Raw genomic sequence first — 24,325 nt, forward strand, 5'->3', positions numbered from 1 at the left:
GATCACCACGATACGAGCCGCACGGTCGGTTCTCAATGACGCCTGCGCGGTCCGGGCCCCGCGCACCGGCCCGGCACGTGATCGGCCGTGCTGAACGGCACGGGTCCGCATCCCGTACTCACTGCGGCAGACTTCGTACCCGCGCCCGCCGAGGAGACGTCCCGATGACCCGGACGACCGCCCGTGTGACGGGAGCCGCCGTCGCGGCTCCGCTGCTGCTGCTGTCCTGCGCGGCGGGTTCCGCTCAGGCGCACGGCGCGCCCACCGATCCCGTCAGCCGGGTCTACGCCTGCTCCCCCGGCGGCGGCAGCGCGGCGACGGCGGCCTGCAGGGCGGCGATCGCGGCGAGCGGGCAGGACTTCACGGCGTGGGACAACCTGCGGGTGGCGGGGGTCGCCGGCCGTGACCGGCAGGTGATTCCGGACGGCAGGTTGTGCAGCGGCAACCTGCCGGCGTACCGGGGGCTCGACCTGGCGCGCGCGGACTGGCCGGCGACCCGGCTGGCCCCGGGCGCCCGGATGACCATGACGTACGCCTCGACGATCGCGCACGCCGGCACGTTCAAGCTGTATCTGACGGAGCAGGGGTACGACCCCGCGAAGCCGCTGACGTGGTCCGAGCTGCCAGACCGCCCGTTCGCCGAGTTCAAGGACCCGCCGCTGACGAACGGCGGGTACCACTTCACGGCGACCCTGCCCACCGGCCGGACGGGCCGTCAGATGCTGTACACGATCTGGCAGAACAGCAGCACGGCGGACACCTACTACTCGTGTTCCGACGTGGTGTTCCCGGCCGGGACGAGCGGCGGGGCGGCGACGGGGGGCACGCGGGCGCGGTCGGGTGCGACACCGGCCCCGAGTGCCTCGAAGAGCCCGGCGCCCACCGCTTCGCGCCCTACCACCCCCTCGGCACGGCCGACGACGACGGCGGCAGCGGTGGCCCCCTCGCCGGAGACCACGACCGCCGCCGCCGACAGCGCTCCCGTGGCCTCCGACACGAACACGGGCTCGGGTCCGTCGGCGCCACTGCTGGCGGGCGGCGCCGCGGCGGTGCTGGTGCTCACCGCGGGCGCCGCCCTGGCGTTGCGTCTGCGCCGGCGCTGACCGCCGGCGCGGCGGAGGTCAGTTGACGAAGACGGTGGCGCCGTTGTCGGTGACCGGTGCGTACTTGGCGGTGAAGTATCCGGCGGCGAAGCAGAGCGAGGAGCCGGAGACCTTCGTGAACGCCTGGTTGGTGAAGGCGATGCTGTTGCCGGTGTTGCTGGCCTTGCCGGACAGGCTCGGCGCCTGGTAGACGCAGGTGATGCTGCCCAGCAGCGTCTTCAGCTTGACCGTGGTCTGGATCGTGGAGCCGCTCGCCGGCGTGACGGTGAGGGTGCCGTCGGAGGCGACCGTGGTGGAGTAGGGCAGGTTGTCGACGGTGATGCCGGTGACACCGGTGACGCCGAGGACGTTGCTGGAACAGCTGCTGGCGTCGAAGGTGTGCCCGCTGACCGACTCGGTGGCCGTGCCGGGGGCGGCCGGGTTGTCGGTGACCGTGGCGGTGAAGACCGAGGACGTGCACTTCACGCCACTGGTGCCGGTGGCGCTGGAGTAGAGCGTGGCGCTGGTGCCGGAGGCCAGCGGCGCGCTGAGGACGTCGCCGACGGCGACGGCGGTGCCGCCGGCGCTGCCGGTGGTGAGCACCGCGCCGTCGGCGGAGGCGGGCACGGTGGCGGCCGCCGACAGGGCGACGACGGCACCGGCCAAGGCTATGAGGGATCGCGTACGCATGCGGGTTGCCTCTTCTCTAGGGGGACTTCCGTGAGGTGAAGAGAGGTGGGGAGGTCAAGGCGGACGCGGTTGCGCCGCCGGCCGCTGCCGGCCCGTGACGCCTTCTCCGTACGTGACGGACCGGCAACGGCAGCCGAGCCGGGCACCGGCCGAAAGCCTGGGGGGGTCAGGTCTTCGGCCGGGCCGGTCGGGGGCGTTCGGGCACGGCCCCCGGGGGGAAGCGACCGTGCCGACGCCGTACGCGGAGCGGTGATCGAAAAGGCCGGGAAACGGCCGATGCCGCTCGGCGGATCCGGCGCCACGGATCCGAAGGAAACCAGGGAGATTTGTAGACCTGAGCAACCGTCAACGTCAAGTACAGACAAGAGAGTTGAGATTTCGATCAAGGGAATGCAAGGCCGCAACACAATTGACTCATACTCAACACCCTTTTTTCACATCTGCCTTGACCCATTAATGTAACCGCCGGTAACTTTCGGCGTGGCTACTGCTGCGTAACGAGAAAGCCCTTGCGTCCGCCGGGAGTTGCGGGGAGGCGTACGCGGCAGCCGCTGTCCGCGCCAGGACAACGTGCCACTGAAGCCCAACCCGCGTGACTGATGCATGGGAGCAGACATGGCCTCGTCCCCGGACATACCGTCCGCCGACAACACGCCGGAGAACCCGGGAAGCGGTTCTCCTTCCGACACACCGCAGAGCACCGGAACCACCGAGGGCGAACCGAGACGGGGACGGGTCCGTGCCCGCCGGGCCGCCGTGATGGCGGTCCCGGCCACGGTGGCCCTGGCCGGCCTCGCGGTGTTCACCGCACAAGGCATCCTGGGGGTGTCGTTCTCCATCTCCGGCATGCCCTTCACGGTCACCGCCAAGTCGCTGGACGGCACCGGCTTCGAGCAGTTCGGCGGGCTCGACAACATGATCAAGGACAGCCCCAACGAGGGTGACACCGGCGGCCAGGTGCTGATCGTCACCTCCGCGATCAAGAAGGCGACCCTGGACAGCCTGTGCCAGAGCGTCGACCTCGGCGGCGTCAACCTGCTGATCAAGGCCGGCAGCGGCTCCTCGAAGGTGGAGGCGACCGACCTGACCACCGACTCGACGGAGCTGACGGGCAACGCGTCCTTCAACAACATCGAGATCGGCAACGACGCCAGCACGCTCGACAAGGCCGGCGTCAAGGGCCCCGAGGGCGTCTTCAGCCAGCAGGCCGACACCGTGCACATCGACAACCTGCGGCAGACCAACTACGCGACCACCGCCGCCGTGTTCAAGCTCCCCGGCCTGAAACTCAGCTTCAGCGACTCGGGCTGCTGATGTCCGGCACCGGCACTCCACGTCAGGGGTGGCGGCCCGCCTTCCGCGGCTGGCGGTCCCGCCGGCCGTTCTGGGGCGGGCTGCTGCTGACCCTCGGCGGCGTATGGATCCTGCTCACCGAGAAGGCCTCGCTGAAGGTGGTCGTCCACGTCGGCATGCAGGGCCTGGCCGGCTATCTGCTGCCGGTGGTGATGGTGATCTGCGGCCTGCTGGCGCTCTTCAACCCGTCGCAGCGGCTCTTCTACTCCATCATCGGCATCCTGTGCTCCCTGGGCAGCTGGGTCACCTCCAACCTGGGCGGCTTCTTCATCGGCCTGGCCCTCGGGGCGGTCGGCAGCTGCATGATCTTCGGCTGGCTGCCGGACCAGGAACCGCGGGTCGGCAGGCGCAAGCGGCGCAAGGCCGCTCGGGCCGCCGCGCAGGGGTTCGGCGAAGGAGCGAAGGCGGTCTGACGCGGAGGAGGGAGGCGGGCCGGTGACCCTCGGCCCGCCTCCTTCTCCGTGTGCGGGAACGCCGCGCCCCCTCGCCCGCCACGGCCCGCCCGTGTCCTCCGAACAGGTGACTTGGGAACTTCTTTGCCATGGCCGCGAGTTCAGCGGGCAGCCGGGCGGCGTACGGCCGACCCGGGTGTGCGTGACGAGTGCGGTGAAGGAGCGGCGGGGTTCATGGTGTTCAAACGGCTGCTGGGGGCGATCGGGGTCGGCGGCCCCTCGGTGGACACGGTGCTGGACGGCGCCGCGGTGCCCCCCGGCGGAGTGCTGTCGGGGCGGGTGCGGCTGAGGGGCGGCTCGGCGGCGGCGGAGGTCGAGCACATCGGGCTCGACCTGGTCGCGCGTGTCGAGGCGGAGCACGAGGACGGGGAGAGCGAGGGCACGGTCGTCTTCGAGCGGTTCACGGTCGGCGGCGGCTTCCTGCTCGGCCCGGAGGAGGAGCGGGAGGTGCCCTTCAGCGTTGCGCTGCCGTGGGAGACGCCGGTGACCGAGCTGTACGGGCAGCCGCTCGGGATCGTGCTCGGAGTGCGCACGGAGATCGCAGTGGCCGGCGCCCGGGACAAGGGCGACCTGGACCCGCTGACCGTGCGGCCGCTGCCCGTCCAGGAGGCGGTCCTGGAGGCCCTCGGACAGCTGGGGTCGGGCTTCCGTTCGGCGGACCTGGAGTACGGCCGTATCGGCGGCACCGGCCAGCAACTGCCCTTCTACCAGGAGATCGAGCTGACCCCGGCTCCGCGGTACGCGCACGCGGTCGGCGAGATCGAGCTGACCTTCCTCGCCTCACCGGCCGGACTTGAGATCGTCCTGGAGGCGGACAAGCGGGGCGGGCCGTTCTCCTCGGGGCACGACGCGGTGACCCGGTTCACGGTCAGGCACGAGGACGCCCACGTGCTGGACTGGAACAGCGAGGTGGACGGCTGGATCCGCCAGTTGATCGCGCACCGCGAGGCCTACGGCACCCACGCGGCGTACGGCCACGACCACGGTCACGGCGCCGAGCACCACGGCCACGGCGCCGACCACCACGGCCACCACCGCTCCGGACCCGGCCTCGGCACGGCGGTCGCCGCCGGTGCGGCGGGGCTCGCGGTGGGCGTGGTCGGCGGAATGGTGGCGGCCGAGGTGGTGGACGAGATCGGGGACTTCTTCGAGGGGGACGAGGAGTAGCGGCCGGTCAGATCGCGGTGGCGGTCGGCTCGGCGGTCTTGCCCGGCTCCGGCTGCACGGGCGCCGGGGCCGGCTCCGCCGACCGCTGCACCGACACGGGCTCGGCGGGTGCGGCGTCGTCGTCCTTCTGCATCGCCTTCGCCTCGCTCTTGAGGATGCGCATCGACCTGCCCAGGGCCCGGGCGGTGTCCGGCAGCTTCCGGGAACCGAAGAGCACGATGAAGACGATCGCGACGACCAGCAGGTGCCAGGGTTCGAGTCCGTTACGGAGCATGACCGCCCCCTCCCTTTCTCACGTTGTTCGGTGCCGGCGAGGGGATGCCTCCCACGTCCGGCCGAGCGGCGACGATTGCCACATTGCGCAACTGTACAACCCTGCTCCGCGGGCGGTCCCCCGACCCGGCCGCGCGTTCGCTACGGCAGGCGCCGGTCGTGGCGTGCCCGCACCGCACGGAGCGCCGGCGCGTACAGCGCGAGGACCACGGCGAGCAGCAGCGGGCAGGCCGGCGGCAGCCCGGTCATGCCCAGGGCGGCGCCCAGGGGGCTCGCCGGGAGCAGCAGGCCCACGGCGGCCAGCGCGGCGGCGGCCCACCCGAGGGGCCCCGGCCGGCTGCCGGCGCGCAGCACATACATCACCAGGGCCTGGGTGAGCAGGTTCTCGGTGAACCAGGCGGAGTGGAAGACGGCCCGGTCGTCGAGGGCGTCGGGACCGCGCAGGGCGATCGCCAGGACGCCGAAGGTGGCCAGGTCGGCGACGGCGTTGAGCAGGCCGAAGCCGGTGATGAACCGCAGGAAGGCGCGCGGCCGCAGCACGGTCGGGCGCCGCAGGGCGGCCGGGCCGGGGCGGTCGTGGGCGAAGGCGAGCTGGGCCGCGTCGAAACACAGGTTCTGGGCGAGCACCTGGACCGGGAGCATCGGCAGGAAGGGCAGCAGCAGGCCGGCCAGGAGCATCGCGATGACGTTGCCGAGGTTGGAGGAGAGGGTGACCCGCAGGTAGGAGGCGATGTTGGCGCTGCTGTGCCGGCCCGCGGTGACGGCGTGCCCGATCGCGCCGAGGTCCTTCTCGGCCAGCACCACGTCGGCGGTCTCGCGGGCGAGGTCCACGGCGGTGCGGGGCGCGATCCCGACGTCGGCGGCGCGCAGGGCGGGGATGTCGTTGACGCCGTCGCCGAGGAAGCCCACGGTGTGCCCGGCGGCGCGCAGCGCGCCGACGATCCGGGCCTTGTCCTTAGGGGTGCAGCGGGCGACGACGTCCGCGGTGAGGTCGGTGGGGTCGCCGGCCACGGCCACCCGTACCGCGTCCAGGCCGAGGTCCCGGCAGGCGCGTGCGGCGGTCGCGGGATGGTCCCCGGTGAGGACGCGGACGCCGACGCCGAGGCCGGTGAGGCCGCGCAGGGCCTCGGCGGCGCCGGGGGCGAGGGCGTCCCGGAAGGTGACCAGGCCGCGGAAGACGAGGCCCCGCTCGTCGGCGGCCGTGTAGGGGCGGGTGCGGGCGGGCCGCTCGGCGGTCGCGACGGCGAGGACGCGCAGCCCGGCGCCGGCCTCGCGGGCGGCGAGCGCGAGCAGGCGTTCGCGGGCGGCGGCATCGAGGTCGCAGCGGGCCAGTACGTCCTCGGCGGCGCCCTTGGTGACCAGGAGGTGGATGCCCGGGCCGCCGGCGACGACGGCGGTGGCGGTGCGCCGCCCGGGATCGAAGGGGACCGCGCCGACGCCGTCGTACTCCTCGCCCACCGCTCCGGCCGCAGCGAGCAGGGCCTCGTCCAGGGCGTCCGGGGCGGGCAGTTCGGCGAGCTGGAGGGTCCACCAGGCGCCGACGGCCGCCCAGCGCAGCACGTCCGGGTCGGCGTGCCCGTCGTGGCCGAGCGCGCCTTCGACCTCGGGCCGGTCCTGGGTGAGGGTGCCGGTCTTGTCCAGGCAGAGGACGTCGACCGCGCCGAGGTCGTGCAGCGCGGGCAGCCGCCGTACGACGACCCGGTGGGCGCGGGCGAGCAGGGCGGCGGCCCGGGCCAGGCAGGTGGTGACGATCACCGGGAGCATCTCGGGGGTGAGCCCGACGGCGACCGCCACCGCGAACGGCAGGGTCTCCAGGCCCCGGCCGCGCAGCGCGGCGTTGGCCATGAGGACCAGCGGCGGGGTGAGCAGCATGAAACGGATCAGCACCCAGGAGATGCCGTGCACCGACCGGTCGAAGGCGCTCGCCTCCCGCCGCCCGTCGGCCGTGCGCTGCGCGGCGGCGAACCGGGTCCGCTCCCCCGTCGCCACGACCACCGCCGTGGCACTGCCCGAGGCGACCCCGCTGCCCTGGAAGCAGAGGTGCGGCTCCTCGAAGGGGCCCGCGCCGGGCGGGCCGTCCGCGCCGGGGATCTCGGCGGCGGCCTTGGCCACGGGCGCCGACTCGCCGGTGAGCACGGCCTGGTGCACGGTCAGCCCGCGGGCGCGCAGCAGCCGTACGTCGGCGGGGACCAGATCGCCGGGGCCGAGCCGTACGACGTCGCCCGGCACCAGGTCGGCCACCGGGACCTCGCGGGCCCGCGGTGCGGCGTCCTCGCCGGCGCGGCGCAGCACGGTGGCGGTGCCGGCGACCAGTTCGCGCAGGGCTGCCAGGGAGCGGTCGGCGCGGTGTTCGCCGGCGGCCCGCAGCCCGCAGCTGACGGCGACCAGGGCGAGGATGACCACGGCGGTGCCCCAGGAGGCGACGAGCGCGGAGACCAGGCCGAGGGTGAGCAGGACGGCGGTGAAGGGGTCGCGCAGGGCGCGGGCGCAGCGCAGCGGCCAGGAGGCGGTGTGCGGGGCGGGCGGGACGTTCTCACCGGCGCCGGCGAGCCGGGCCGCGGCCTCGGCCTCGGTCAGCCCGCGCGGTCCCGTCTCCAGCGCGCGCAGCACCTGCAGTGCGGTGGCGGCCGCACCCTCAGAGGCCATGGAGGCGGGGTGCGGGGAGTTCGGCGGTGGCGGTGCGGGCGGTGAGGCGGCCGACGAGGAGACGTACGACGTCGACCACGTCCGGGTCGTCGACCAGGTACACCTGGCGGCGGCCCTCGCGCCGGGAGCGGACCAGTCCGGCCAGCTTCAGCTTGGTGAGGTGCTGGCTGACGGCGGGCAGCGCGCCACCGACCCGTTCGGCGAGGCCGGTGACGTCGCTCTCGCCCTGGGCCAGCGCCCAGACGATGTGCAGCCGGGCCGGCGAGGCGAGCAGTCCGAAGGCCGCGGCGGCCTCGGTGAGCACGTCCGCGGAGGGGTCGTCACGGCCGCTGGCGGGCGCTGGCGCCACTGTCGTACTCCTCCTGTCCACCGCGTCGAGGGGATCCGTACCGGATCGGAGGGAACAGTCTAGGACGCGGGAACTTCCGGGTGGCCGCGTCAGTTTCTACGTTGTTGTAGAAGCAAATTCCTGACAAGCAGGACTCTTGGCAGGCACGTACCGACCGAGGAGTGAGTGCGCATGGCTCTGTGGGACCGCATCAAGGACTCCGCGACGCAGATGCAGACCCAGCTCGTGGCGAAGAAGAACGACTTGAAGAGCGGTGCCTTCCGCGACGCGAGCATGGCGATGTGCGCGCTCGTGGCGGCCGCCGACGGCACCGTCGATCCGTCGGAGCGCCAGCGGGTCGCCCAGCTCATCGCGACCAACGAGGTGTTGCAGAACTTCCCGGCGGACGACCTGCGCCGGCGTTTCGAGGAGAACCTGGACAAGCTGACCGCGGACTTCGCCTTCGGCAAGGTCAGCGTGCTGCAGGAGGTCGCCAAGGCGAAGAAGAAGCCGGCCGAGGCGCGTGCGGTCATCCAGATCGGCATCGTGATCGGCGGTGCGGACGGCGACTTCGACAAGACCGAGCAGGCCGTGGTCCGCGAGGCCTGCTTCACGCTGGACCTGCCGCCGCACGAGTTCGACCTCTGACCGTCGCCCGTCCGGCCTTTCGGCACAGGGGCCCGAGAGCCCCTGTGCCGGTGGCGCCGCCCGGTGGTCACCGGGCAGCGGGTCAGCTGGTGAGGCCGACCTTCTTCAGCCAGGCCTGGGCGACCTCCAGCGGGTCCTTGTTGCCCGAGCTCACCTGGCTGTCGAGTTCCAGCAGGGCCGCGGTGTCGAGCTTGGCGGAGACCGCGTTGAGGGCGTCGGTGGCCGTCTGGTTCAGGGCGCTCTTGTAGACCAGGGGCTGGACGTTCTCGAACCCGAAGAGGTTCTCCGGGTCCTGGAGGACGACGAACTTCTCCTTGGTGATGGTCGGGTCCGTGCTGAAGATGTCGCCGGCCTGGACCGCGTTCTTCTTCAGGGCGGCCTGGGTGAGCGCGCCGCCCGCGTCCAGGGCCTTGAAGGACTTGAACTCCAGGCCGTACACGGACTTCAGGCCGACCAGACCCTGCTGGCGGGTCTGGAACTCCGGCGAGGCGCCGATGACCAGGTCCTTGGCGATGTCCTTGAGGTCGCCGATGGAGGACTTCTCGGTGAGGTTGTACTTCGCGGCGGTCGTCGCGTTCAGCGTCACCGTGTCCTTGTCCTGCGCCGCCGCCGGGTCGAGCAGCGTCAGCTTGGAGTCCAGCTTGGCCTCGATCGCCTTGGTGGTCTCCTCGATGGTCTTCGGGGTGGCCTTGGGGTCGAGGTAGGCGAGCAGGGCGCCGTTGTACTCGGGCAGGACCGAGATCGAGCCGTTCTTGAGCAGACCGTAGGTCGTCTCACGGCTGCCGATGTTCGGCTTGTAGGTGACCTTGACGCCCTTGGCCTTCAGGGCCTCGCCGTAGATGTCGGCGATCAGGGTGCTCTCGGCGAAGTTGTTCGAACCGACGACCACGGTGTCGCCGCCGGCCTTGCTGTCGGACAGCGGGTCGGACTTGCTGTCGTCGGAGGAGGAACAGCCCGCCAGCAGGGCCGTCGCCGCGGCGAGCGCGACGGCCGCCGCACCTCGGTATGTCCGGATTGACCTGCTGGGAAGGGTGTTGGAAGTCACGATTGCCGTTTCCGGGAGCTATGGACAGAAGGGTGGGGGTGTTGCTGCGCGCCACGCGGGACCGCCGCGCACCCCACGGGGTTGCCGCGCACCACGTGGCGCTCTTGCGAACCAATCCACACGATCCAATCCAGCCGGTTCTCGGTCAGTCAAGTGCCTCCGGGTCACCGATTGGCTTCAATCCGTGCTCACTTGTGGAGGTAGAGCGGTCTCTTTGTGATGGATTCTTGATAAAGAGCAAGCGGAATCGAGCTTCAAGAACGCTGTATTCTCACGGCAGTTGATATCGGTCACAGCGGTGCACGGGGCCCGCTACTCGGTGTCGTTCCGCAGCAGCTCGGGGTGAAGACGCCCCCACAGTCGAGACACCATCTTGAAGGAGGCCCGGTGTCCACGAACCAGGTGGACGCGACCGTCCGGCCCGCCCAGGGGCGCGGCGGGATACGGAGTTTCGCCGACCGTTGGCCCTTCCGGCGCAAGCTCAACCTGCTGGTCGGAGTGCCGCTCGCCGTCATCACGGTACTGCTCGCCTACGTCTTCACCGACCTGGTGCGGCAGTCCGCCAGCGCGGACGACGCGGCGCAGCTGGTGCGGGACTCCACCCAGGTGGCGCGGCTGGTCGACAAGGTGGAGGCGGAGCACCAGCAGGCGATCCTGCTCTCCGCGCGCTACGAGTCCGGCGACAGCAGGCCCTCCTCGGCGGAGTACCGGTCCGCCCAGAAGGCGGTGACCGCCCAGCTGCGCGCGGTCCGCGACGCCTTCGGCGACCGGCTGCCGGGGACCGAGGCGGACGCGCTGCGGCAGGTCGAGGGCCTGACCAGCCTGCGCGAGACCGTCGAGCAGTCCTACCTGCCGGCGGACAACATCGACCCGGCGTACTCCAACGCGGCCAACGACCTGATCGACGGCCTCGGTCTGGACCGCAACACCGACCTCGCCGCCACCTTCACCGGCAACCTGCTCGACTCCCTGCTGCGCGCGGACGCCGCCCACGGAGCCTTCGAGACCAACGTCCTCGCCGCCACCACCGGGGACACCAACGCGCTGATCGAGTTCACCAGCGCCGTCGGCGCCTACGACCTCTACCAGCACCAGGCCGAGCGCTTCGCCCGGTTCGCCACCGAGGGGCAGGCGGCCCAGCTGGCCTCGGTGGAACACACCAAGGCCCAGGGCCACATCGCCCAGGCCTTCGCCGAACTGCAGATCGACCCGAGCCGGCTGGAGGCCGGCAGCCAGGAAGACATCCGCAGGGCGGTCTCGCAGGCGCTCACCGCCTACCCGTACTACCTGGAGCAGGCCCCCGCCCGGCTGAACATCACCACCTCGCTCATCGGCCAGATCGCCGACCGGGCCGACGCCTCCGCCGACTCGGCCAAGACGCGCGCCATCTACCTGCTGACCGCCACCCTGTTCGGCTTCGTCCTGTGGATCGCGCTGGCCGCGCTGGTGCGGCGCTCGGTGATCCGCCCGGTGCAGGCCCTGACCGGGGTCGCGCACGAGGTCGCCGAGGTGGCGGGACGCGAACTCGCCCGGGTCGCCGACGACGACGCCGAGGACGCCGGCCCGCCCCGGCTGCGGGACATGCCGGTCACCGCGCGGGACGAGATCGGCGACCTGGCCGACGCCTTCAACCAGGTGCAGACCACGGCCGCGGCGCTCCTGGAACGCCAGGTGCTCAGCCGCCGCAACACCGCCGAGATGTTCGGCAACGTCGGCCGCCGCGTCAGCAATCTGACCACGCGCCAGCTGGCCTTCATCGACGCGGTGGAGCGTGCCGAGACCGATCCGGCGCTGCTGGAACGCCTCTACTCCATCGACCACATCGCCGTCCGCCTGCGCCGCAACGCCGACAGCCTGATGCTGCTGGCCGGCATCCGCGAGACGGTGCTGTCCTCCGGGCCCACCCCGCTGTCCAACGTGGTGCGGGCCGCGCTCGGCCAGATCGAGGGCTATCAGCGGGTACGGCTGTACGCCGGCACCGAGGCGATGATCGAGCCGGACATCATCGGTGACCTCACCCTGATGGTGGCCGAACTCCTGGAGAACGCCGTCTCGTTCTCCCCGGAGGGCAGCCCCGTCGAGGTGACCGTCCGCACCGGTGAGAGCGGCGCCCACGTCGTCGTCACCGACCACGGCCTCGGCATGAGCGCCGAGCGGCTGGCCGAGGAGAACGCCCGGCTGATCCGCCGCGAGCGCCTCGACCTGATGCCGACCAAGGTGCTCGGCCTGTTCGTGGTGGGTGCGCTGGCCCGGCGCTGGGAGATCGGCGTCGAGCTGACCCGGACCCCGGGCGGCGGCGTCACCGCCGAAGTGACCCTGCCGTCCCGGCTGCTGCTGACGATGAGCGCGGTGGCCGACACCTCCGGCGCCCCGCTCGCCGTCGGGGCGGCTGCACCGGCCGAGCCGACCGGGCCCACCGTGGCCGCCTCGGTGCCGGCCGCCGCCGAGCCCGAGAGCCTCCTGCCGCGCCGGGTGCCGCGCCGCGAGCCGGAGGCGCGGGACGCCCCGATCCCGGCCGCCCGCTCCGGTGAACCCCCGGCCGGCTCCGCCGACGGTGCGCGTCCGCTGCGCCGCCGGGTGCGCGGGGCGACCCTGCGGACCACCGCGGGGGCCGCCCAGGCCCTCGCCCAGCAGCCGCGCAACCGCGACGCCGACGCCGAGCGGGACGCGCTGGAGGAGTTCGAGGCGGCGGTGGAGCGCGCCCGGCGCGAGAGCGACACCGGAAGCCACGAGCGGCCCGCGCCGCCCCCCGAGACCAACCAGCCGCACCACCAGATCCACCTTCCGGAAGGAGCCGAGCAGTGAGCACGTCGACAGGTGACACCCCGACGGGCGGCGCCGCCACGCCGACCGACCTGCAGGCGGCCGCAGCCGACTTCACCTGGCTGCTGAACCGCTTCGCGACCGAGACAGCCGGAGTGGTGGACGCGATCGCCGTGTCCTCCGACGGCCTGCTGATCGCGGTGTCGGAGCTGCGCGAGCGCGCGCACTCCGAACGCCTCGCCGCGATCGTCTCCGGCATCACCAGCCTGGCCGCCGGAGCCTCCGGCAACTACGGGCTGGGCGGCCTCAACAAGGTCATCATCGACCTGGAGGGCGGCCACGTCATCGTCTCCGCGATCGGCAACGGTGCCGTGCTCGGCGTCGTCGCGGACAACGAGGCCAAGCTCGGCAACATCGCCTACGAGATGACGCTGTTCGCCAACCGCGCCGGTGCCGCGCTCAGTCCGCAGCTGGTCCTGGAGCTGAAGAACAGCGTCGGCGTCCCACAGACGCGCTGACCGGCGGAGCCGGTCGAGAGAGGAAGACACAGCCATGGCGGACGGCTTCCCGCCCCCGGGCCCGGACCCGGTAGGCCCGGCCCCCGCCGTACGGCCGTTCCTGGTCACCGCCGGCCGGGTGGCGGACAGCGCCTCCGGACCGGCGATGCCCGTCGAGACCCAGGTGGTGGCGACCACCGCGGGCCTCGACGCGCTCGCCCGGCTCTCCTTCGAGCAGCACGACATCATCGCGGCGTGCCGGCTTCCGCAGTCGCTCGCGGAACTGGCGGCACGGCTGCGGCTGCACCTGAACGTGGTCCGGGTGCTCGCCGAAGACCTGCGTGAGGCCGGGCAGCTGACCGTGCACGTGCCCGACTTCGAAGCCACCCACGACTCGTCCGTCCTGCGCAGGGTTATCGACGGCCTGCGGGCCATTCCAGACTCCCGAGGGGTACTCCGTGACACCGACTGACTCGCTGACCCGGGGCACCGGGCGTACGGCCGTCCGGCCGCCGCTGCCGGTGAAGATGGTCATCGCGGGCGGTTTCGGCGTGGGCAAGACCACCGCCGTGGGCTCGATCTCGGAGATCGAGCCGCTGACCACCGAGGCGTCGATCACCGAGGTCGCGGCGGGCGTGGACGATCTGTCGCTCACCCCGCGCAAGACGACGACCACCGTGGCGATGGACTTCGGCTGCATCACCATCGACCCGACGCTGAAGCTGTACCTGTTCGGCACGCCCGGGCAGGAACGGTTCGGCTTCATGTGGGACGACATCGTCGAGGGCGCGCTCGGCGGGCTGGTGATCGTGGACACGCGACGGCTCGACGACTGCTACGCGGCCGTCGACTACTTCGAGCACCGCGGGATCCCGTTCGCCATCGCCCTCAACGCCTTCGACGGGCGGGTCGAGCACACGCTGGACGAGGTCCGGTGGGCGCTGGACGTCGCCGACGGGACGCCGGTGGTCGTCTTCGACGCGCGGGAACGCGGTTCGGTGCGGGACGCGCTGCTCGTGGTGCTGGAACTGGCGCTGGCCCGCCGCGAGGGGTAGTGCGGCGCGCGGGCCGTGGGGAACTGCGGGCCGTACGTGGCCGGCCGCGCAGTTCCCCGCGCCCCATTCGGGTCACTACAGCTAGCTCCTGCGTACGCCCGGCGAGACCGTCAGTCGCTGGACCGCCCAGAAGATGCCGAGCGTGGCCAGGGCCATCGCCGCGACCAGGGTCGCTCCGCCCACGACCTTCTCGTAGTTCTTCTGGTAGAGGCCGTCGATGATGTAGCGGCCGAGGCCGCCCAGGCTGACGTAGGCCGCGATGGTCGCCGTCGAGACGATCTGGATGGTCGCCGAGCGCAGGCCGCTGAGGATCAGCGGCAGCGCGACCGGGAGTTCGACCTGGAAGAGCACGCGCGCCTCCGGCATGCCCATGCCGCGCGCGGCGTCCACCGGGGACGGGTCGACCGAGCGCATCGCCTCGTACGTCGTGACCAGGATCGGCGGTACGGCGAGGATGACCAGCGGGACCATCACCGGCAGCATGCCGAAGCCGAGCCAGATGAACATCAGGACCAGCAGACCGAAGCTGGGCAGCGCCCGGCCGGCCGTGGCGATCAGGGCGAGGGCGTTGCCGCCGCGCCCGAAGTGACCGGTGATCAGGCCGACGGGCAGGCCGATGACGGCCGCGTAGGCGAGCGCCTCCAGCGAGTACTGGACGTGCTCCCACAGGCGGGTGGGGATGCCGTCGTAGCCGTGCCAGTGGGTGCTGTCGCTGAAGAAGGCGTGGATGAAGTTGAGGACGTTCACCGGGTGCTCTCCTTCGGCATCCAGGGAGTCAGCACACGGCGCACGAGGACCAGCAGGGCGTCCGCCAGGATCGCCAGCACGGCCGTCGTGACCACGGAGTTCACCGCCAGCTCGGGACGGTGGTAGAGGTTCGCGTCGTTGAGGAGGTTGCCGAGGCCGCCCTGGTTGCCGATCAGCATGCCGACGCTGACCAGGGAGATGCTGGAGACGGTGGCCACCCGCAGGCCCGCGATGATGGCGGGGACGGCGATCGGCAACTGGACCTGGAAGTACCGGCGTACCGGGCCCAGGCCCATCGCGGTGGCGGCGGCGAGGGTCTCGGCCGGGACCGAGCGGACGCCGTCCACGATCGCCGGGACGAGCACCACCAGGCTGTACACCGCGAGCGGGATCATCACCGTGGTCTCGGTCTGGCCGGTGTAGTCGATGAGGACGACGAAGAAGGCCAGGGACGGGATGGCGTACAGGATAGTGGTCACGCCGAGGACCGGCGGGTACAGCCAGCGGAAGCGCACGCAGAGCTGGGCGATCGGCAGGGACACCACCAGCCCGGCCAGCACCGGGACGAGCGCCTCGCGCAGGTGCAGGCCGATCAGCCCGAAGTAGGTGTTCTGGAGGTCGCTCGGGATGTCGAAGAAGCCGCTCATCCGGTGGCCTTCGCGTCGTCGCGGCCCTCGGCGTGGGCGGCCCGGATCGCGGCACCGATGACCTGCTGGGAGACGACGCCGACCGCGCGTCCCTCGCCGTCGACGGCCACCGCCCAGCCGGTCGGCGAGAGCACCGAGCCGTCGAGGGCGGCGCGCAGCGAGTCCCGTCCGGGCTGGAACGGCCGCCCGTAGGAGAGCAGTCGCGCCGGGTCGATCGAGCCGGCGGTGAGGGTACGGGGCTCGCCCCAGCCGAGCGGCCTGCCGTCCAGGTCCGTGACGAGGAGGTAGGGCGCGTCCGGCGAGGTGCGGGCGTCGAGCTTGGTGGCGTCGGCGTCGACCGGGACGATCGGGGCCCGCTGCAACTCCAGCTCCGCGGACGGGAAGAAGGAGAGCCTGCGGATGCCCCGGTCGGCGCCGAGGAAGTCCTCGACGAACGCGTCGGCGGGGTCGGTGAGCAGTTCGGCGGGCGGCGCGAACTGGGCGAGGTGGCCGCCGGTGCGCATCACGGCGACGGTCGTGCCCAGCTTGATCGCCTCGTCGATGTCATGGGTGACGAAGACGATGGTCTTGCCCAGCTCGCCCTGGATGCGCAGCAGTTCGTCCTGGAGGCCCTTGCGGACCACCGGGTCCACGGCGGAGAACGGCTCGTCCATCAGCAGCACCGGCGGGTCGGCGGCGAGCGCCCGGGCCACGCCGACGCGCTGCTGCTGGCCGCCGGAGAGCTGGTACGGGTAGCGCTTGGCGAGGGCCGGGTCCAGACCCACCCGTTCCATCAGCTCGGCGGCGCGGGCGCGCGCCTTCTGCTTGCTCCAGCCCAGCAGCCGGGGCACGGTGGCGATGTTGTCGGCGATCGTGCGGTGCTGGAAGAGACCGGCGTTCTGGATGACGTAACCCATCGACCGGCGCAGGGTGTTGACCGGCTGGGCCTGGACGTCGGCGCCGTCGAGGAGGATCCGGCCCTCGCTGGGCTCGATCATCCGGTTGATCATGCGCAGGGTCGTCGTCTTGCCGCAGCCGGAGGGGCCGACGAAGACGGTGATCGAGCGATCCGGTATCTCCAGGGAGAGTCGGTCGACGGCGACCGTACCGTCCGGGTACCGCTTGGTGACTGAATCTATCCGTATCAAAACGCCGAATGCCCTTCGGGTTTGGCTGAGGCTGCCCGGTTTCGACCACGGTCGCCGTGGCGCAGGCCGTTGCGGGGAGAGTCTAGACCGCAAGTGTTTCAGCACTTCGGCGGCCGACCCGTCGTCCTCACTCTGTGACCTGCCGTCGGGCTCCGGACCGCGCGGGTGCGCGGGGCTCAGGCGGCGGCCGGGAAGCCCATGGCGTGTTCGACCCGGCGCACGGTCAGCCCCTCGCGTCGATGGCCGCCTGCAGGGACTCCCGGTAGCCGTCGCTGGTGACCGTCGCGCCCGACACGGTGTCGACGTGCGCGCTCTGCGCCTTCAGCGTCTCCGCGATCAGGACCGGCACGGCCGCCGTGGTCTGCGGGTGGTCGGGCTGCCGGAGCATCGTCACCGCGGTGATCCGGTCGCCGTCGAAGGTCGCCCGGACCTGGACGGGTCCCTTCTCGGTCTCGACCGTCGTGCCCTTGACGGCGGTGCCCGTGGCGGTGGCGGCCGCGGAGTCCGGCGCGGGCCGGGCCGCGGAGACCGCGGTGCCGCCGGCGGACGGCTCGTAGCGCCAGACGGGCACCAGGCCCGCGATGCTGAGGGCGACGACGGATACGGCTCGCTTCACAGGTGTCCCTCTCATCCCGCCATGCTGAAACGCTCGAAGTGGATCTGCGGTGTGGGCACGCCCAGGTCGTCCAGGGTGCGCAGGACCGCGTTCATCATCGGCGGCGGCCCGCACAGGAAGACGTCCCGGTCGGCGATGTCCGGCACCAGCCGGGCCAGTTCGCCCGGCGCCAGCCTGTCGGGGACCGCCGGCCCGGTGACCAGGTGCAGTTCGGCGCCCTTGGCGACGGCGAGGTCGCGCAGTTCGCCGAGGAGGACGGCGTCCCGTTCCGCCGCGACGCGGTAGATGACGACCGTGTGGCCGTCCAGGTCCTCCAGGAGGGCACGGACGGGGGTGACGCCGACGCCGCCCGCGATGAGCAGGGACTCGGTCCTGCGGCGGTGCAGGGCGGTGAAGGCGCCGTAGGGGCCCTCGGCGAAGACCCGGGTGCCGGCCTTGAGGTGGCGCAGGGCGGCGCTGCCGTCGCCGACGGCCTTGGCGGTCAGGCGCAGGGTGCGGCCGTCGGGGGCGGCGGACAGGGAGAACGGGTTCGCCTGCCACCAGCGGTCCTTCGTCAGGAACCGCCACAGGAAGAACTGGCCCGCCCGGGCGCCGAGTTCGTCGAGGTCGCGGCCGGTGACGTAGACCGAGACCACCTGGTCCGACTCGGGGACGACGGCCGACACCCGGAAGCGGTGCCGGTGGTTGCGCCACAGCGGCAGGAGCAGCCGGCCGACGGCCACCGAGCCGAGCGCGGCGCCCCACAGCGCGTACCAGTAGGCCGTCGCGGCGGGCGACGCGGTGAACGTCGTGCCGACCGCGACCTGGTGGGTGAAGGCGAGGACCACGGCCACGTAGGTGTACAGGTGGACGAAGTGCCAGGTCTCGTAGGCGAGCCGGCGGCGGGCGGAGCGGGCCGAGACGGCGCCGACCACGAGGAGGACGCCGAACGCGACGACCGCGCGCAGGATCCCCTCCGTCGTCCCGGCGAGGTCGACGATCTCGCCGACGGGGCCGACGTCCGTGCCGTCGGCGTACCCGAAGGCGATGAAGACGACGTGTCCGAGCAGGGTCCACAGCAGGGCGAAGCCGGTCCACCGGTGCCAGGAGGTGAGCCGGTCCATGCCGATCCGGCGGTCCAGCCAGGGCAGCCGGGCGACCAGCACCAGCTGGAAGGCCATGACGAGGGCGCCGTAGAGGCCGAGCAGGCGCCCGATCACGATCAGGGCGTTGGAGGCGAAGCCCGCCCGGGTGAAGAACCAGGCGACCACGGCCGCGTTCACGGCGAGCACGGCGTACAGGCCCGTGCGGGCCACCACCCCCGGGCGTGTCGCCGTGCGGGGCGCGGGGGGTGATGGGACGGTCGTCACGGGTCGGCAGCTCCTTGATCGGGTCCTTTGAGTCGAGCTTCACCCGCGGTCGCTGTCGTTTTCCTGTCGAACGGCTTTCAACTGGTTGTCGATGTGGTCCCGGGGCGGGCGCGGGTCTGGCCTCCGCCGCCGTGTGCCGCAGTATGAGCGGGTGGAAAAAGTACGACTCCTCGTCGTGGACGACGACCCGCCGATCGCCGATCTGGTCGCGACGGTGGCACGGTACGAGGGCTGGGAGGCCGTCACCGCGTACTCCGGCGAGGACGCGCTGGCCCGGGCCGCCGAGTTCCGGCCGGACATCGTCGTGCTCGACCTGATGCTGCCGGACGTGGACGGCTTCGGCGTCCTGGACCGGCTGCGGCGCTCCGGGGCGATGGTGCCGGTGGTGTTCCTCACGGCGCGCGACGGGGTCGCCGACCGGGTCGCAGGGCTGACCAGGGGCGGGGACGACTACCTGGTCAAGCCGTTCGCGGTGGAGGAGCTGATGGCCCGGCTTCGCACGGTGCTGCGGCGCAGCGCGGGGCCCGGTTTCCAGCGCTCGGTGCTGCGGATCGCCGACCTGACGATGGACGAGGACACCCGGGAGGTCCGGCGCGGCGAGCGGCTGTTCTCGCTGACCCCGACGGAGTTCGAGGTGCTGCGGTACCTGATGCGCAAGTCGCCGACCGTGCTCACCAAGGCGCAGATCCTGGACCACGTCTGGGAGTACGGCTTCGGCGGCCGCTCGAACGTGGTGGAGCTGGTCGTCAGCCGCCTGCGCCGCAAGCTGGACGAGGCCGGCGGGGAGCCGCTGATCCACACCGTGCGCGGTTTCGGGTACGTCATACGGCGGCAGGCCGCGGAGTGAGGGGCCGGCTGCGGCGCTCCTGGCGGACCATGCGCCTGGGCACCAGGCTGGCGCTGGGGATCGGGGCGCTGGCGCTGGTGGTGTTCGCGGTCGTCGGCACCGCCCTGACGACGTACATGCGGGACTACCTGTCGGCGCAGCTCGACGACCAGCTGGGCCTCGCGCAGGTCGCCCAGTCCAAGAGCATCGCGCAGCACGGCACGCTGCAGGGCAAGAAGTACTACCACTGGTACTACGCCGTGTACGACGTCTCGCACGGCACGCCGGTGCTGCGCACACCGGAGGAGAGCGGCGACCTGCCCAAGGACATCGCCCCGCTGACCTCGGTGGCCCGCGCGCAGCTCGCCGCCGGCACCGAGGTGCTGCGGACCGCGGACCTGACCGGGAAGGGCGAGTACCGGCTGCGCGGCTGCGAGGTGGAGCCGGGCGTGGTGCTGGTCAGCGGCGCGCCCACGGACAGCATCGACGACACCGTACGGCGGCTGGTCGCGGTCCAGGTGGTGGGCTTCGGGCTGGCGCTGCTGGCGCTGGTGGTGTTCGGCCGCCGGGTGCTGCGGCACGGTCTCGCACCGCTGAGCGACATGGCGCACACCGCGCACGGCATCGCCTCGCACAACCTGACGGAGTCGGCGGCCCGGCTGCCGCTGCGCGCGGCCAGAAGGGGCGGCGGCCCCGAGGTCGAGGAGCTGCGGACCGCGTTCAACACGATGCTCGAACACATCGACCGCTCCCTCGCCGTCCGCGCGGAGGCGGAGCAGCGGCTGCGCCGGTTCGTGGCGGACGCCTCGCACGAGCTGCGCACCCCGCTGATGTCGGTGCGCGGCTACGCCGACCTCTTCCAGTACGCGGCCGCCAACGCGCCCGCGGAACGCGACAAGCACCTGGCCCGGCTGCGCGCGGAGGCCGCCCGGATGGGCGTCCTCCTGGACGATCTGCTGCTCCTCGCGCGTCTCGACGCGGCCGAGGTGGAGGCGCCGCTGCGGCTGGAGGAGACCGACCTGACGGAGCTGGTGCGGGAGGCCGCGGACGCGTTCCGCGCGGCGCACGCGGGGCGTCCGCTGACGGTGACCGCCGGGCCCGGCGCGGTTCCGCTGCGGCTCGACCCGGTCCGCGTCCGCCAGGTGGTGGACAACCTCCTCACCAACGCGGCGGTCCACACGCCCGCCGGCACGCCCGTGTCGGTGACGGTCTCCACCGCTCCCGGTACGGCGACGGTGCGCGTCGCCGACCACGGTCCCGGCGTTCCGGCCGCCGACCGGGCCCGGGTCTTCGACCGCTTCTACCGCGTCGACAAGGCCCGCAGCCGCGACCACGGCGGCAGCGGGCTCGGCCTGTCGGTGGCCCGTGCCCTGGTGCAGGCGCACGGCGGCACGATCGAACTGTCGGACGGCCCCGAGGGCACGACCACGTTCACCCTGACGCTGCCCGCCTGAGCCGGCCGCGGCCCGGATCTCACCGCCCCGGTGCCCGCTCCTCCTCCGCCTCGTAGGTGAAGCCGCCCTGCCGGGGATGCGGGCGGGCCGCGAGGACCGCGACGTCGTCCTCGGCGTTGCGGGCGTCGAGCCGGGTGACGATGGAGTCCAGGAGGTCGTCCACGCCGACGGCGGGCGCGAAGCGCAGGTCGGCGAGGCGGCTCAGGGAGCGGTCGATGTCCTCGTCGCGGTGTTCGACCAGGCCGTCCGTGAACAGCACGAGGGAGTGGTCGGGTTCGAACCGGTGGGTGGCCGACTCGTAGCCGCCGAAGCCGGTGCCGAGCGGCGGCCCGACCGGGACCGGCAGCAGCGAGGTGCGGCCCTCCCCGGTGATCAGGGCGGGCGGGAGGTGGCCCGCGCTGGACAGGGTGACCTGACCGCGGCTCGGGTCGACGCGGGCCAGCAGGCAGGTGGCGGGGCGCCGGTCCGCCTCGTCGGCGGCGAGGGCGTCCATCTGGCGCAGCACCCGGTGCGGGGGCAGTTCGGACGAGGCGATGTAGCGCAGCGAGGACCGGTAGGCGTTCATGTCGACGGCGGCCTCCAGGCCGTGGCCCATCACGTCGCCGACGACGAGCAGGCTGCGGCCGAAGTGCAGCCGTACCGTCTCGCACCAGTCGCCGCCGACCAGCACGCGGCCGCCGGCCGGGAGGTAGCGGATCGCGACGTCCAGGTTGGGGTGCGGCCGGCCGGGCTCGGACAGCAGGGCGCGTTGCAGGTCACCGGCGGTGCGGTTGACGTGCTCGTACTCGCGGGCGTGCCGGATGTGGGAGGCGGCGCGTTCGGCGAGGAGGGCGAGCAGTTCGGCCTCCGCCCGCTCGAAGACCCTGCCCTCGCGGGCGCAGACCAGGACGCCGTACTGGTCGGAGCCGCTCTTGAGGGGCAGGCACACGGCCGGGCGGGTGTGGCTACCGGCCGGGCGGGCCAGCCAGGGGTCCGTCCAGTGGTCGGCCGCCGGGGAGCAGGCGTCGTGGGCCACCGCGGTGGCCCAGCGGGCGTCGGGCAGCAGGTCGGCGTCGCCGGTGATCGACTCGTAGCCGGAGACGGTCTCGCCCGTCCGGCGCATCACGGCGGCCCCGCCGCCGGTCAGCCGTACCGCGGCGCGGGTCAGTTCCCGGCAGGTCGTGGGTTCGTCGAGCGTGGTGCCGATGCCGGCCGCGGCGGTCCGCAGCAGCCTGAGGGGCGCGGCGGGTGCGGCGCCCGCGGCGGGCCCGTCCAGTGCTCCCGGGCCGTCGGCGGACGCGGGTCCCCGGTGGGACTGGAACCATCGCGCGACACCCGACACCTTCACAGAATCTCAAACAGCCCCGCGGCAGGCACCAGACGGCCGCGCCGCCGCGGCCCCGGACACGGCCGCCGTCGCGGCCGGCGGCCGTGCGCGGCGGCCACCGGGGCTTCCCGCACGCGGTCCGGCACCGCCGGTGAGCCGTCCCGGCGCCGCACGCACCGGGTACGCCCGAATGGAGGGCGGGGAAGGCGCCGGGGGGCGGCTGCGCCGCCAAGCGGGGCCGGTCCGGGCGTCGCGGCCCGGACCGGTGCTCGCTCAGCTCTCGTCGGGCGCCAGCCGCAGCGAGATCGAGTTGATGCAGTACCGCTGGTCGGTCGGGGTCGCGTACCCCTCGCCCTCGAAGACGTGCCCGAGGTGGGAGCCGCAGCGCGCGCACCGGACCTCGGTGCGCACCATCCCGTGCGTGCGGTCCTCGATCAGTTCGACCGCGTCGGTGTCCTTCGGGTCGTAGAAGGACGGCCATCCGCAGTGCGACTCGAACTTCGTGCCGGAGGTGAAGAGCTCGGCACCGCAGGCGCGACAGGAGTAGACGCCCTTGGTCTTGGTGTCGGTGTACTCACCGACGAAGGCCGGCTCGGTCGCCGCCTGACGCAGCACGGCGTACTCGGCCGGGGTCAGCTCCGCCCGCCACTGCTCGTCCGGCTTGTCGACGTCGTACGACATGACTCTCAGCCCCTTACTTCGCCAGGCGTTCCAGGATCTTCGGGCCCAGGTCGGTGACATCGCCCGCGCCCATGGTGAGAACCAGATCACCGGGCTTCGTCATTCCCGCCAGCACGGTGGGGACCTGGTCCTTGTCGTGGACGGCGGTGACGTCGGCGCCCGCGGCCCGCGCGGCCTCGATGATCAGCTCGCTGGTGACGCCGGGGAGCGGGTCCTCGCGGGCCGGGTAGATGTCCAGGACCAGGGACGCGTCCGCCAGGGCCAGCGCGTCGCCCATCTCCTTGCCCAGCTCCTGGGTGCGGGAGAACAGGTGCGGCTGGAAGACGACCAGGATCCGGGCGTCGCCGGCGGCGGCGCGCATGGCCTCCAGGTCGGCGGTCATCTCGGTGGGGTGGTGGGCGTAGGAGTCGATCACCTGGACGCCGGCGGCCTCGCCCTTGAGCTGGAGGCGGCGCTTGACGCCCGTGTACGCGGCGAGCGCGGGCGCCAGCTCGGCGGCCGGGATCCCGAGGGCCGCGCCCGCGGCGAGCGCGGCGACGGCGTTGTGCGCGTAGTGGCGGCCGGGCACGGAGACCGCGAAGGTCAGCGCGGTCCCGTCCAGCTCGACGGTGACCTCGCTCTTCAGGCCCTGCGGCACGACGGACAGCACGCGTACGTCCGCGTCGGCGGCGTCGCCGTAGGTCACCGTGCGGACCTTCCCCGCGAGCCGCCGGGTCAGCTCCCGCGCGCCCTCCTGGTCGGCGTTGATCACCAGCGTGCCGCCGGGCACGATCCGGCCCGCGAAGGTCTCGAAGGACTCGTAGATCTCGTCCATCGAGGCGTAGTTGGCGTGGTGGTCGAGCTCCACGTTGAGGACGACGGCGACCTCGGGCGCGTACTTGTGGAAGCTGCGGTCCGACTCGTCCGCCTCGGCGACGAAGATCTCGCCGGTGCCGTGCACGGCGTTGGAGCCGGGGGCGTCCAGGTCGCCGCCGATGGCGTACGACGGCTCGCGGCCCAGCTCGGTCAGGGAGACGGCCAGCATCGACGTGGTCGTGGTCTTGCCGTGGGTGCCCGCGACGGCGATCGGGCGCAGTCCGTCCATCAGGGCGGCGAGGGCGTCCGAGCGGTGCACCACGGGGATGCCCAGCTCGGCGGCGCGCGCCAGCTCGGGGTTGTCCTCGCGGATCGCCGACGAGACCACGACGCAGCTGGCGTCGTCGGCCAGGTGTCCGGCCGCGTGCCCGACGTGCACGGTGGCGCCCAGCGCGCGCAGCGCCTCGGCGGTGGCCGACTCCTTGGCGTCGCTCCCGGCGACCCGGCCACCGCGCTGGGCGAGGATCTTGGCGATCCCGGACATCCCGGCGCCGCCGATCCCGATGAAGTGCGGTCGCTCCATGGCGGTAGGAAGGCCGGGTGCCATGTGTTTCTCCCCAGAGACGGTGCGTGCGGAAGCAGCCTTAGCCTATGCGCTCGGGCACCGGGTGCCGCGCAGCGGGCACCGGCGCCGGCGGCTCCCCGAGGGGCCGCCGGGAGCGGCGCGGCCGGGGCCCGGCGCACCGCCACCGGCCGGCGCACCGCACCCCGGCGGCGT

Annotated in this window: 24 protein-coding genes; 11 read left to right on the forward strand and 13 right to left on the reverse strand. The window is 72.7% G+C overall.

Annotated features, from left to right (window positions below; all coding sequences use genetic code 11):
• Positions 1-164: 164 nt before the first annotated feature.
• A complete protein-coding gene (locus tag ACIRQ9_RS23055; protein WP_404176457.1) occupies positions 165-1,103 on the forward strand; it encodes a lytic polysaccharide monooxygenase in 939 nt (312 codons plus the stop codon).
• Between the two features lie 18 nt (positions 1,104-1,121).
• Here ACIRQ9_RS23055 and ACIRQ9_RS23060 read toward each other — a convergent pair whose 3' ends face one another.
• Positions 1,122-1,772, reverse strand: coding sequence for a Tat pathway signal sequence domain protein (locus ACIRQ9_RS23060; protein WP_404176460.1), 651 nt, complete (start codon positions 1,770-1,772; stop codon positions 1,122-1,124).
• Positions 1,773-2,387: 615 nt separating this feature from the next.
• Between ACIRQ9_RS23060 and ACIRQ9_RS23065 the strand changes: the two genes are divergently transcribed.
• From ACIRQ9_RS23065 to ACIRQ9_RS23075, 3 genes are all read left to right on the forward strand, one after another.
• Positions 2,388-3,086, forward strand: a complete 699-nt coding sequence (locus ACIRQ9_RS23065) for a DUF6230 family protein (protein ID WP_404176463.1) — start codon at positions 2,388-2,390, stop codon at positions 3,084-3,086.
• Positions 3,086-3,538: a DUF6114 domain-containing protein gene (locus ACIRQ9_RS23070; protein WP_404176466.1), complete on the forward strand. Its 453-nt coding sequence runs from the start codon at positions 3,086-3,088 to the stop codon at positions 3,536-3,538. The genes ACIRQ9_RS23065 and ACIRQ9_RS23070 overlap by 1 nt, the downstream gene beginning before the upstream one ends.
• A gap of 213 nt (positions 3,539-3,751) precedes the next feature.
• Positions 3,752-4,744: a sporulation protein gene (locus ACIRQ9_RS23075; RefSeq protein WP_404176469.1), complete on the forward strand. Its 993-nt coding sequence runs from the start codon at positions 3,752-3,754 to the stop codon at positions 4,742-4,744.
• Positions 4,745-4,751: 7 nt separating this feature from the next.
• Here the strand turns inward: ACIRQ9_RS23075 and tatA are convergent, their stop codons facing one another.
• The 3 genes from tatA to ACIRQ9_RS23090 form a co-directional block, all read right to left on the reverse strand.
• Positions 4,752-5,018 carry a Sec-independent protein translocase subunit TatA gene (gene tatA / locus ACIRQ9_RS23080; RefSeq protein WP_404176472.1) on the reverse strand — a complete coding sequence of 89 codons (267 nt, stop codon included), beginning with the start codon at positions 5,016-5,018 and terminating at the stop codon, positions 4,752-4,754.
• A gap of 140 nt (positions 5,019-5,158) precedes the next feature.
• On the reverse strand, positions 5,159-7,663 hold the full coding sequence (mgtA, locus tag ACIRQ9_RS23085; protein WP_404176475.1) for a magnesium-translocating P-type ATPase: 2,505 nt from the start codon (positions 7,661-7,663) through the stop codon (positions 5,159-5,161).
• A complete protein-coding gene (locus ACIRQ9_RS23090) occupies positions 7,653-8,012 on the reverse strand; it encodes an ArsR/SmtB family transcription factor (RefSeq protein ID WP_404176478.1) in 360 nt (119 codons plus the stop codon). The genes mgtA and ACIRQ9_RS23090 overlap by 11 nt, the downstream gene beginning before the upstream one ends.
• Positions 8,013-8,183: 171 nt before the next feature.
• Here ACIRQ9_RS23090 and ACIRQ9_RS23095 point away from each other — a divergent pair, with 171 nt between their 5' ends.
• Positions 8,184-8,639 (forward strand): TerB family tellurite resistance protein, encoded by a 456-nt coding sequence (locus ACIRQ9_RS23095; protein ID WP_351326000.1) that lies wholly within the window; start codon positions 8,184-8,186, stop codon positions 8,637-8,639.
• Between the two features lie 82 nt (positions 8,640-8,721).
• Here ACIRQ9_RS23095 and ACIRQ9_RS23100 read toward each other — a convergent pair whose 3' ends face one another.
• Positions 8,722-9,684 (reverse strand): ABC transporter substrate-binding protein, encoded by a 963-nt coding sequence (locus tag ACIRQ9_RS23100; protein WP_404176481.1) that lies wholly within the window; start codon positions 9,682-9,684, stop codon positions 8,722-8,724.
• Between the two features lie 387 nt (positions 9,685-10,071).
• Here ACIRQ9_RS23100 and ACIRQ9_RS23105 point away from each other — a divergent pair, with 387 nt between their 5' ends.
• The 4 genes from ACIRQ9_RS23105 to ACIRQ9_RS23120 are packed head-to-tail and all read left to right on the forward strand — an operon-like array spanning position 10,072 to position 13,999.
• Complete coding sequence (locus ACIRQ9_RS23105; protein WP_404176484.1) at positions 10,072-12,489, forward strand: ATP-binding protein; 2,418 nt, start codon at positions 10,072-10,074, stop codon at positions 12,487-12,489.
• Positions 12,486-12,965 carry a roadblock/LC7 domain-containing protein gene (locus tag ACIRQ9_RS23110; RefSeq protein ID WP_404176487.1) on the forward strand — a complete coding sequence of 160 codons (480 nt, stop codon included), beginning with the start codon at positions 12,486-12,488 and terminating at the stop codon, positions 12,963-12,965. The genes ACIRQ9_RS23105 and ACIRQ9_RS23110 overlap by 4 nt, the downstream gene beginning before the upstream one ends.
• Before the next feature lie 34 nt (positions 12,966-12,999).
• Entirely contained in the window at positions 13,000-13,416 is a 417-nt protein-coding gene (locus ACIRQ9_RS23115) for a DUF742 domain-containing protein (RefSeq protein WP_351325994.1), read from the forward strand.
• Positions 13,403-13,999: an ATP/GTP-binding protein gene (locus ACIRQ9_RS23120; protein ID WP_351325992.1), complete on the forward strand. Its 597-nt coding sequence runs from the start codon at positions 13,403-13,405 to the stop codon at positions 13,997-13,999. Before ACIRQ9_RS23115 ends, ACIRQ9_RS23120 begins: the two co-directional genes overlap by 14 nt.
• A gap of 81 nt (positions 14,000-14,080) precedes the next feature.
• On the opposite strand, the gene ACIRQ9_RS23125 is transcribed toward ACIRQ9_RS23120, so the two are convergent.
• From ACIRQ9_RS23125 to ACIRQ9_RS23145, 5 genes are all read right to left on the reverse strand, one after another.
• On the reverse strand, positions 14,081-14,746 hold the full coding sequence (locus ACIRQ9_RS23125; RefSeq protein ID WP_404176491.1) for an ABC transporter permease: 666 nt from the start codon (positions 14,744-14,746) through the stop codon (positions 14,081-14,083).
• Positions 14,743-15,393 (reverse strand): ABC transporter permease, encoded by a 651-nt coding sequence (locus tag ACIRQ9_RS23130; RefSeq protein ID WP_404176494.1) that lies wholly within the window; start codon positions 15,391-15,393, stop codon positions 14,743-14,745. The genes ACIRQ9_RS23125 and ACIRQ9_RS23130 overlap by 4 nt, the downstream gene beginning before the upstream one ends.
• Positions 15,390-16,520, reverse strand: a complete 1,131-nt coding sequence (locus ACIRQ9_RS23135; protein WP_404176497.1) for an ABC transporter ATP-binding protein — start codon at positions 16,518-16,520, stop codon at positions 15,390-15,392. The genes ACIRQ9_RS23130 and ACIRQ9_RS23135 overlap by 4 nt, the downstream gene beginning before the upstream one ends.
• Before the next feature lie 223 nt (positions 16,521-16,743).
• The gene (locus ACIRQ9_RS23140) at positions 16,744-17,136 is read right to left on the reverse strand and encodes an FMN-binding protein (RefSeq protein WP_404176500.1); all 393 of its coding nucleotides are present in this window, start codon (positions 17,134-17,136) and stop codon (positions 16,744-16,746) included.
• A gap of 11 nt (positions 17,137-17,147) precedes the next feature.
• Complete coding sequence (locus ACIRQ9_RS23145) at positions 17,148-18,485, reverse strand: ferric reductase-like transmembrane domain-containing protein (RefSeq protein ID WP_404176503.1); 1,338 nt, start codon at positions 18,483-18,485, stop codon at positions 17,148-17,150.
• 151 nt (positions 18,486-18,636) lie between these two features.
• Here ACIRQ9_RS23145 and ACIRQ9_RS23150 point away from each other — a divergent pair, with 151 nt between their 5' ends.
• Together ACIRQ9_RS23150 and ACIRQ9_RS23155 are read left to right on the forward strand one after the other, a co-directional pair.
• Complete coding sequence (locus ACIRQ9_RS23150; RefSeq protein WP_404176506.1) at positions 18,637-19,332, forward strand: response regulator transcription factor; 696 nt, start codon at positions 18,637-18,639, stop codon at positions 19,330-19,332.
• Positions 19,329-20,765 (forward strand): ATP-binding protein, encoded by a 1,437-nt coding sequence (locus ACIRQ9_RS23155; protein ID WP_404176509.1) that lies wholly within the window; start codon positions 19,329-19,331, stop codon positions 20,763-20,765. Before ACIRQ9_RS23150 ends, ACIRQ9_RS23155 begins: the two co-directional genes overlap by 4 nt.
• Positions 20,766-20,784: 19 nt before the next feature.
• Here ACIRQ9_RS23155 and ACIRQ9_RS23160 read toward each other — a convergent pair whose 3' ends face one another.
• The 3 genes from ACIRQ9_RS23160 to murC form a co-directional block, all read right to left on the reverse strand.
• Positions 20,785-22,086, reverse strand: coding sequence for a PP2C family protein-serine/threonine phosphatase (locus ACIRQ9_RS23160; RefSeq protein WP_404176512.1), 1,302 nt, complete (start codon positions 22,084-22,086; stop codon positions 20,785-20,787).
• A gap of 258 nt (positions 22,087-22,344) precedes the next feature.
• On the reverse strand, positions 22,345-22,752 hold the full coding sequence (gene msrB / locus ACIRQ9_RS23165; protein ID WP_351940091.1) for a peptide-methionine (R)-S-oxide reductase MsrB: 408 nt from the start codon (positions 22,750-22,752) through the stop codon (positions 22,345-22,347).
• Between the two features lie 13 nt (positions 22,753-22,765).
• On the reverse strand, positions 22,766-24,154 hold the full coding sequence (gene murC / locus ACIRQ9_RS23170; protein ID WP_404176515.1) for a UDP-N-acetylmuramate--L-alanine ligase: 1,389 nt from the start codon (positions 24,152-24,154) through the stop codon (positions 22,766-22,768).
• Positions 24,155-24,325 lie beyond the last annotated feature (171 nt).

It is taken from the genome of Streptomyces sp. NPDC101237 (genome assembly GCF_044767465.1).
Lineage (GTDB): Bacteria > Actinomycetota > Actinomycetes > Streptomycetales > Streptomycetaceae > Streptomyces > Streptomyces gramineus.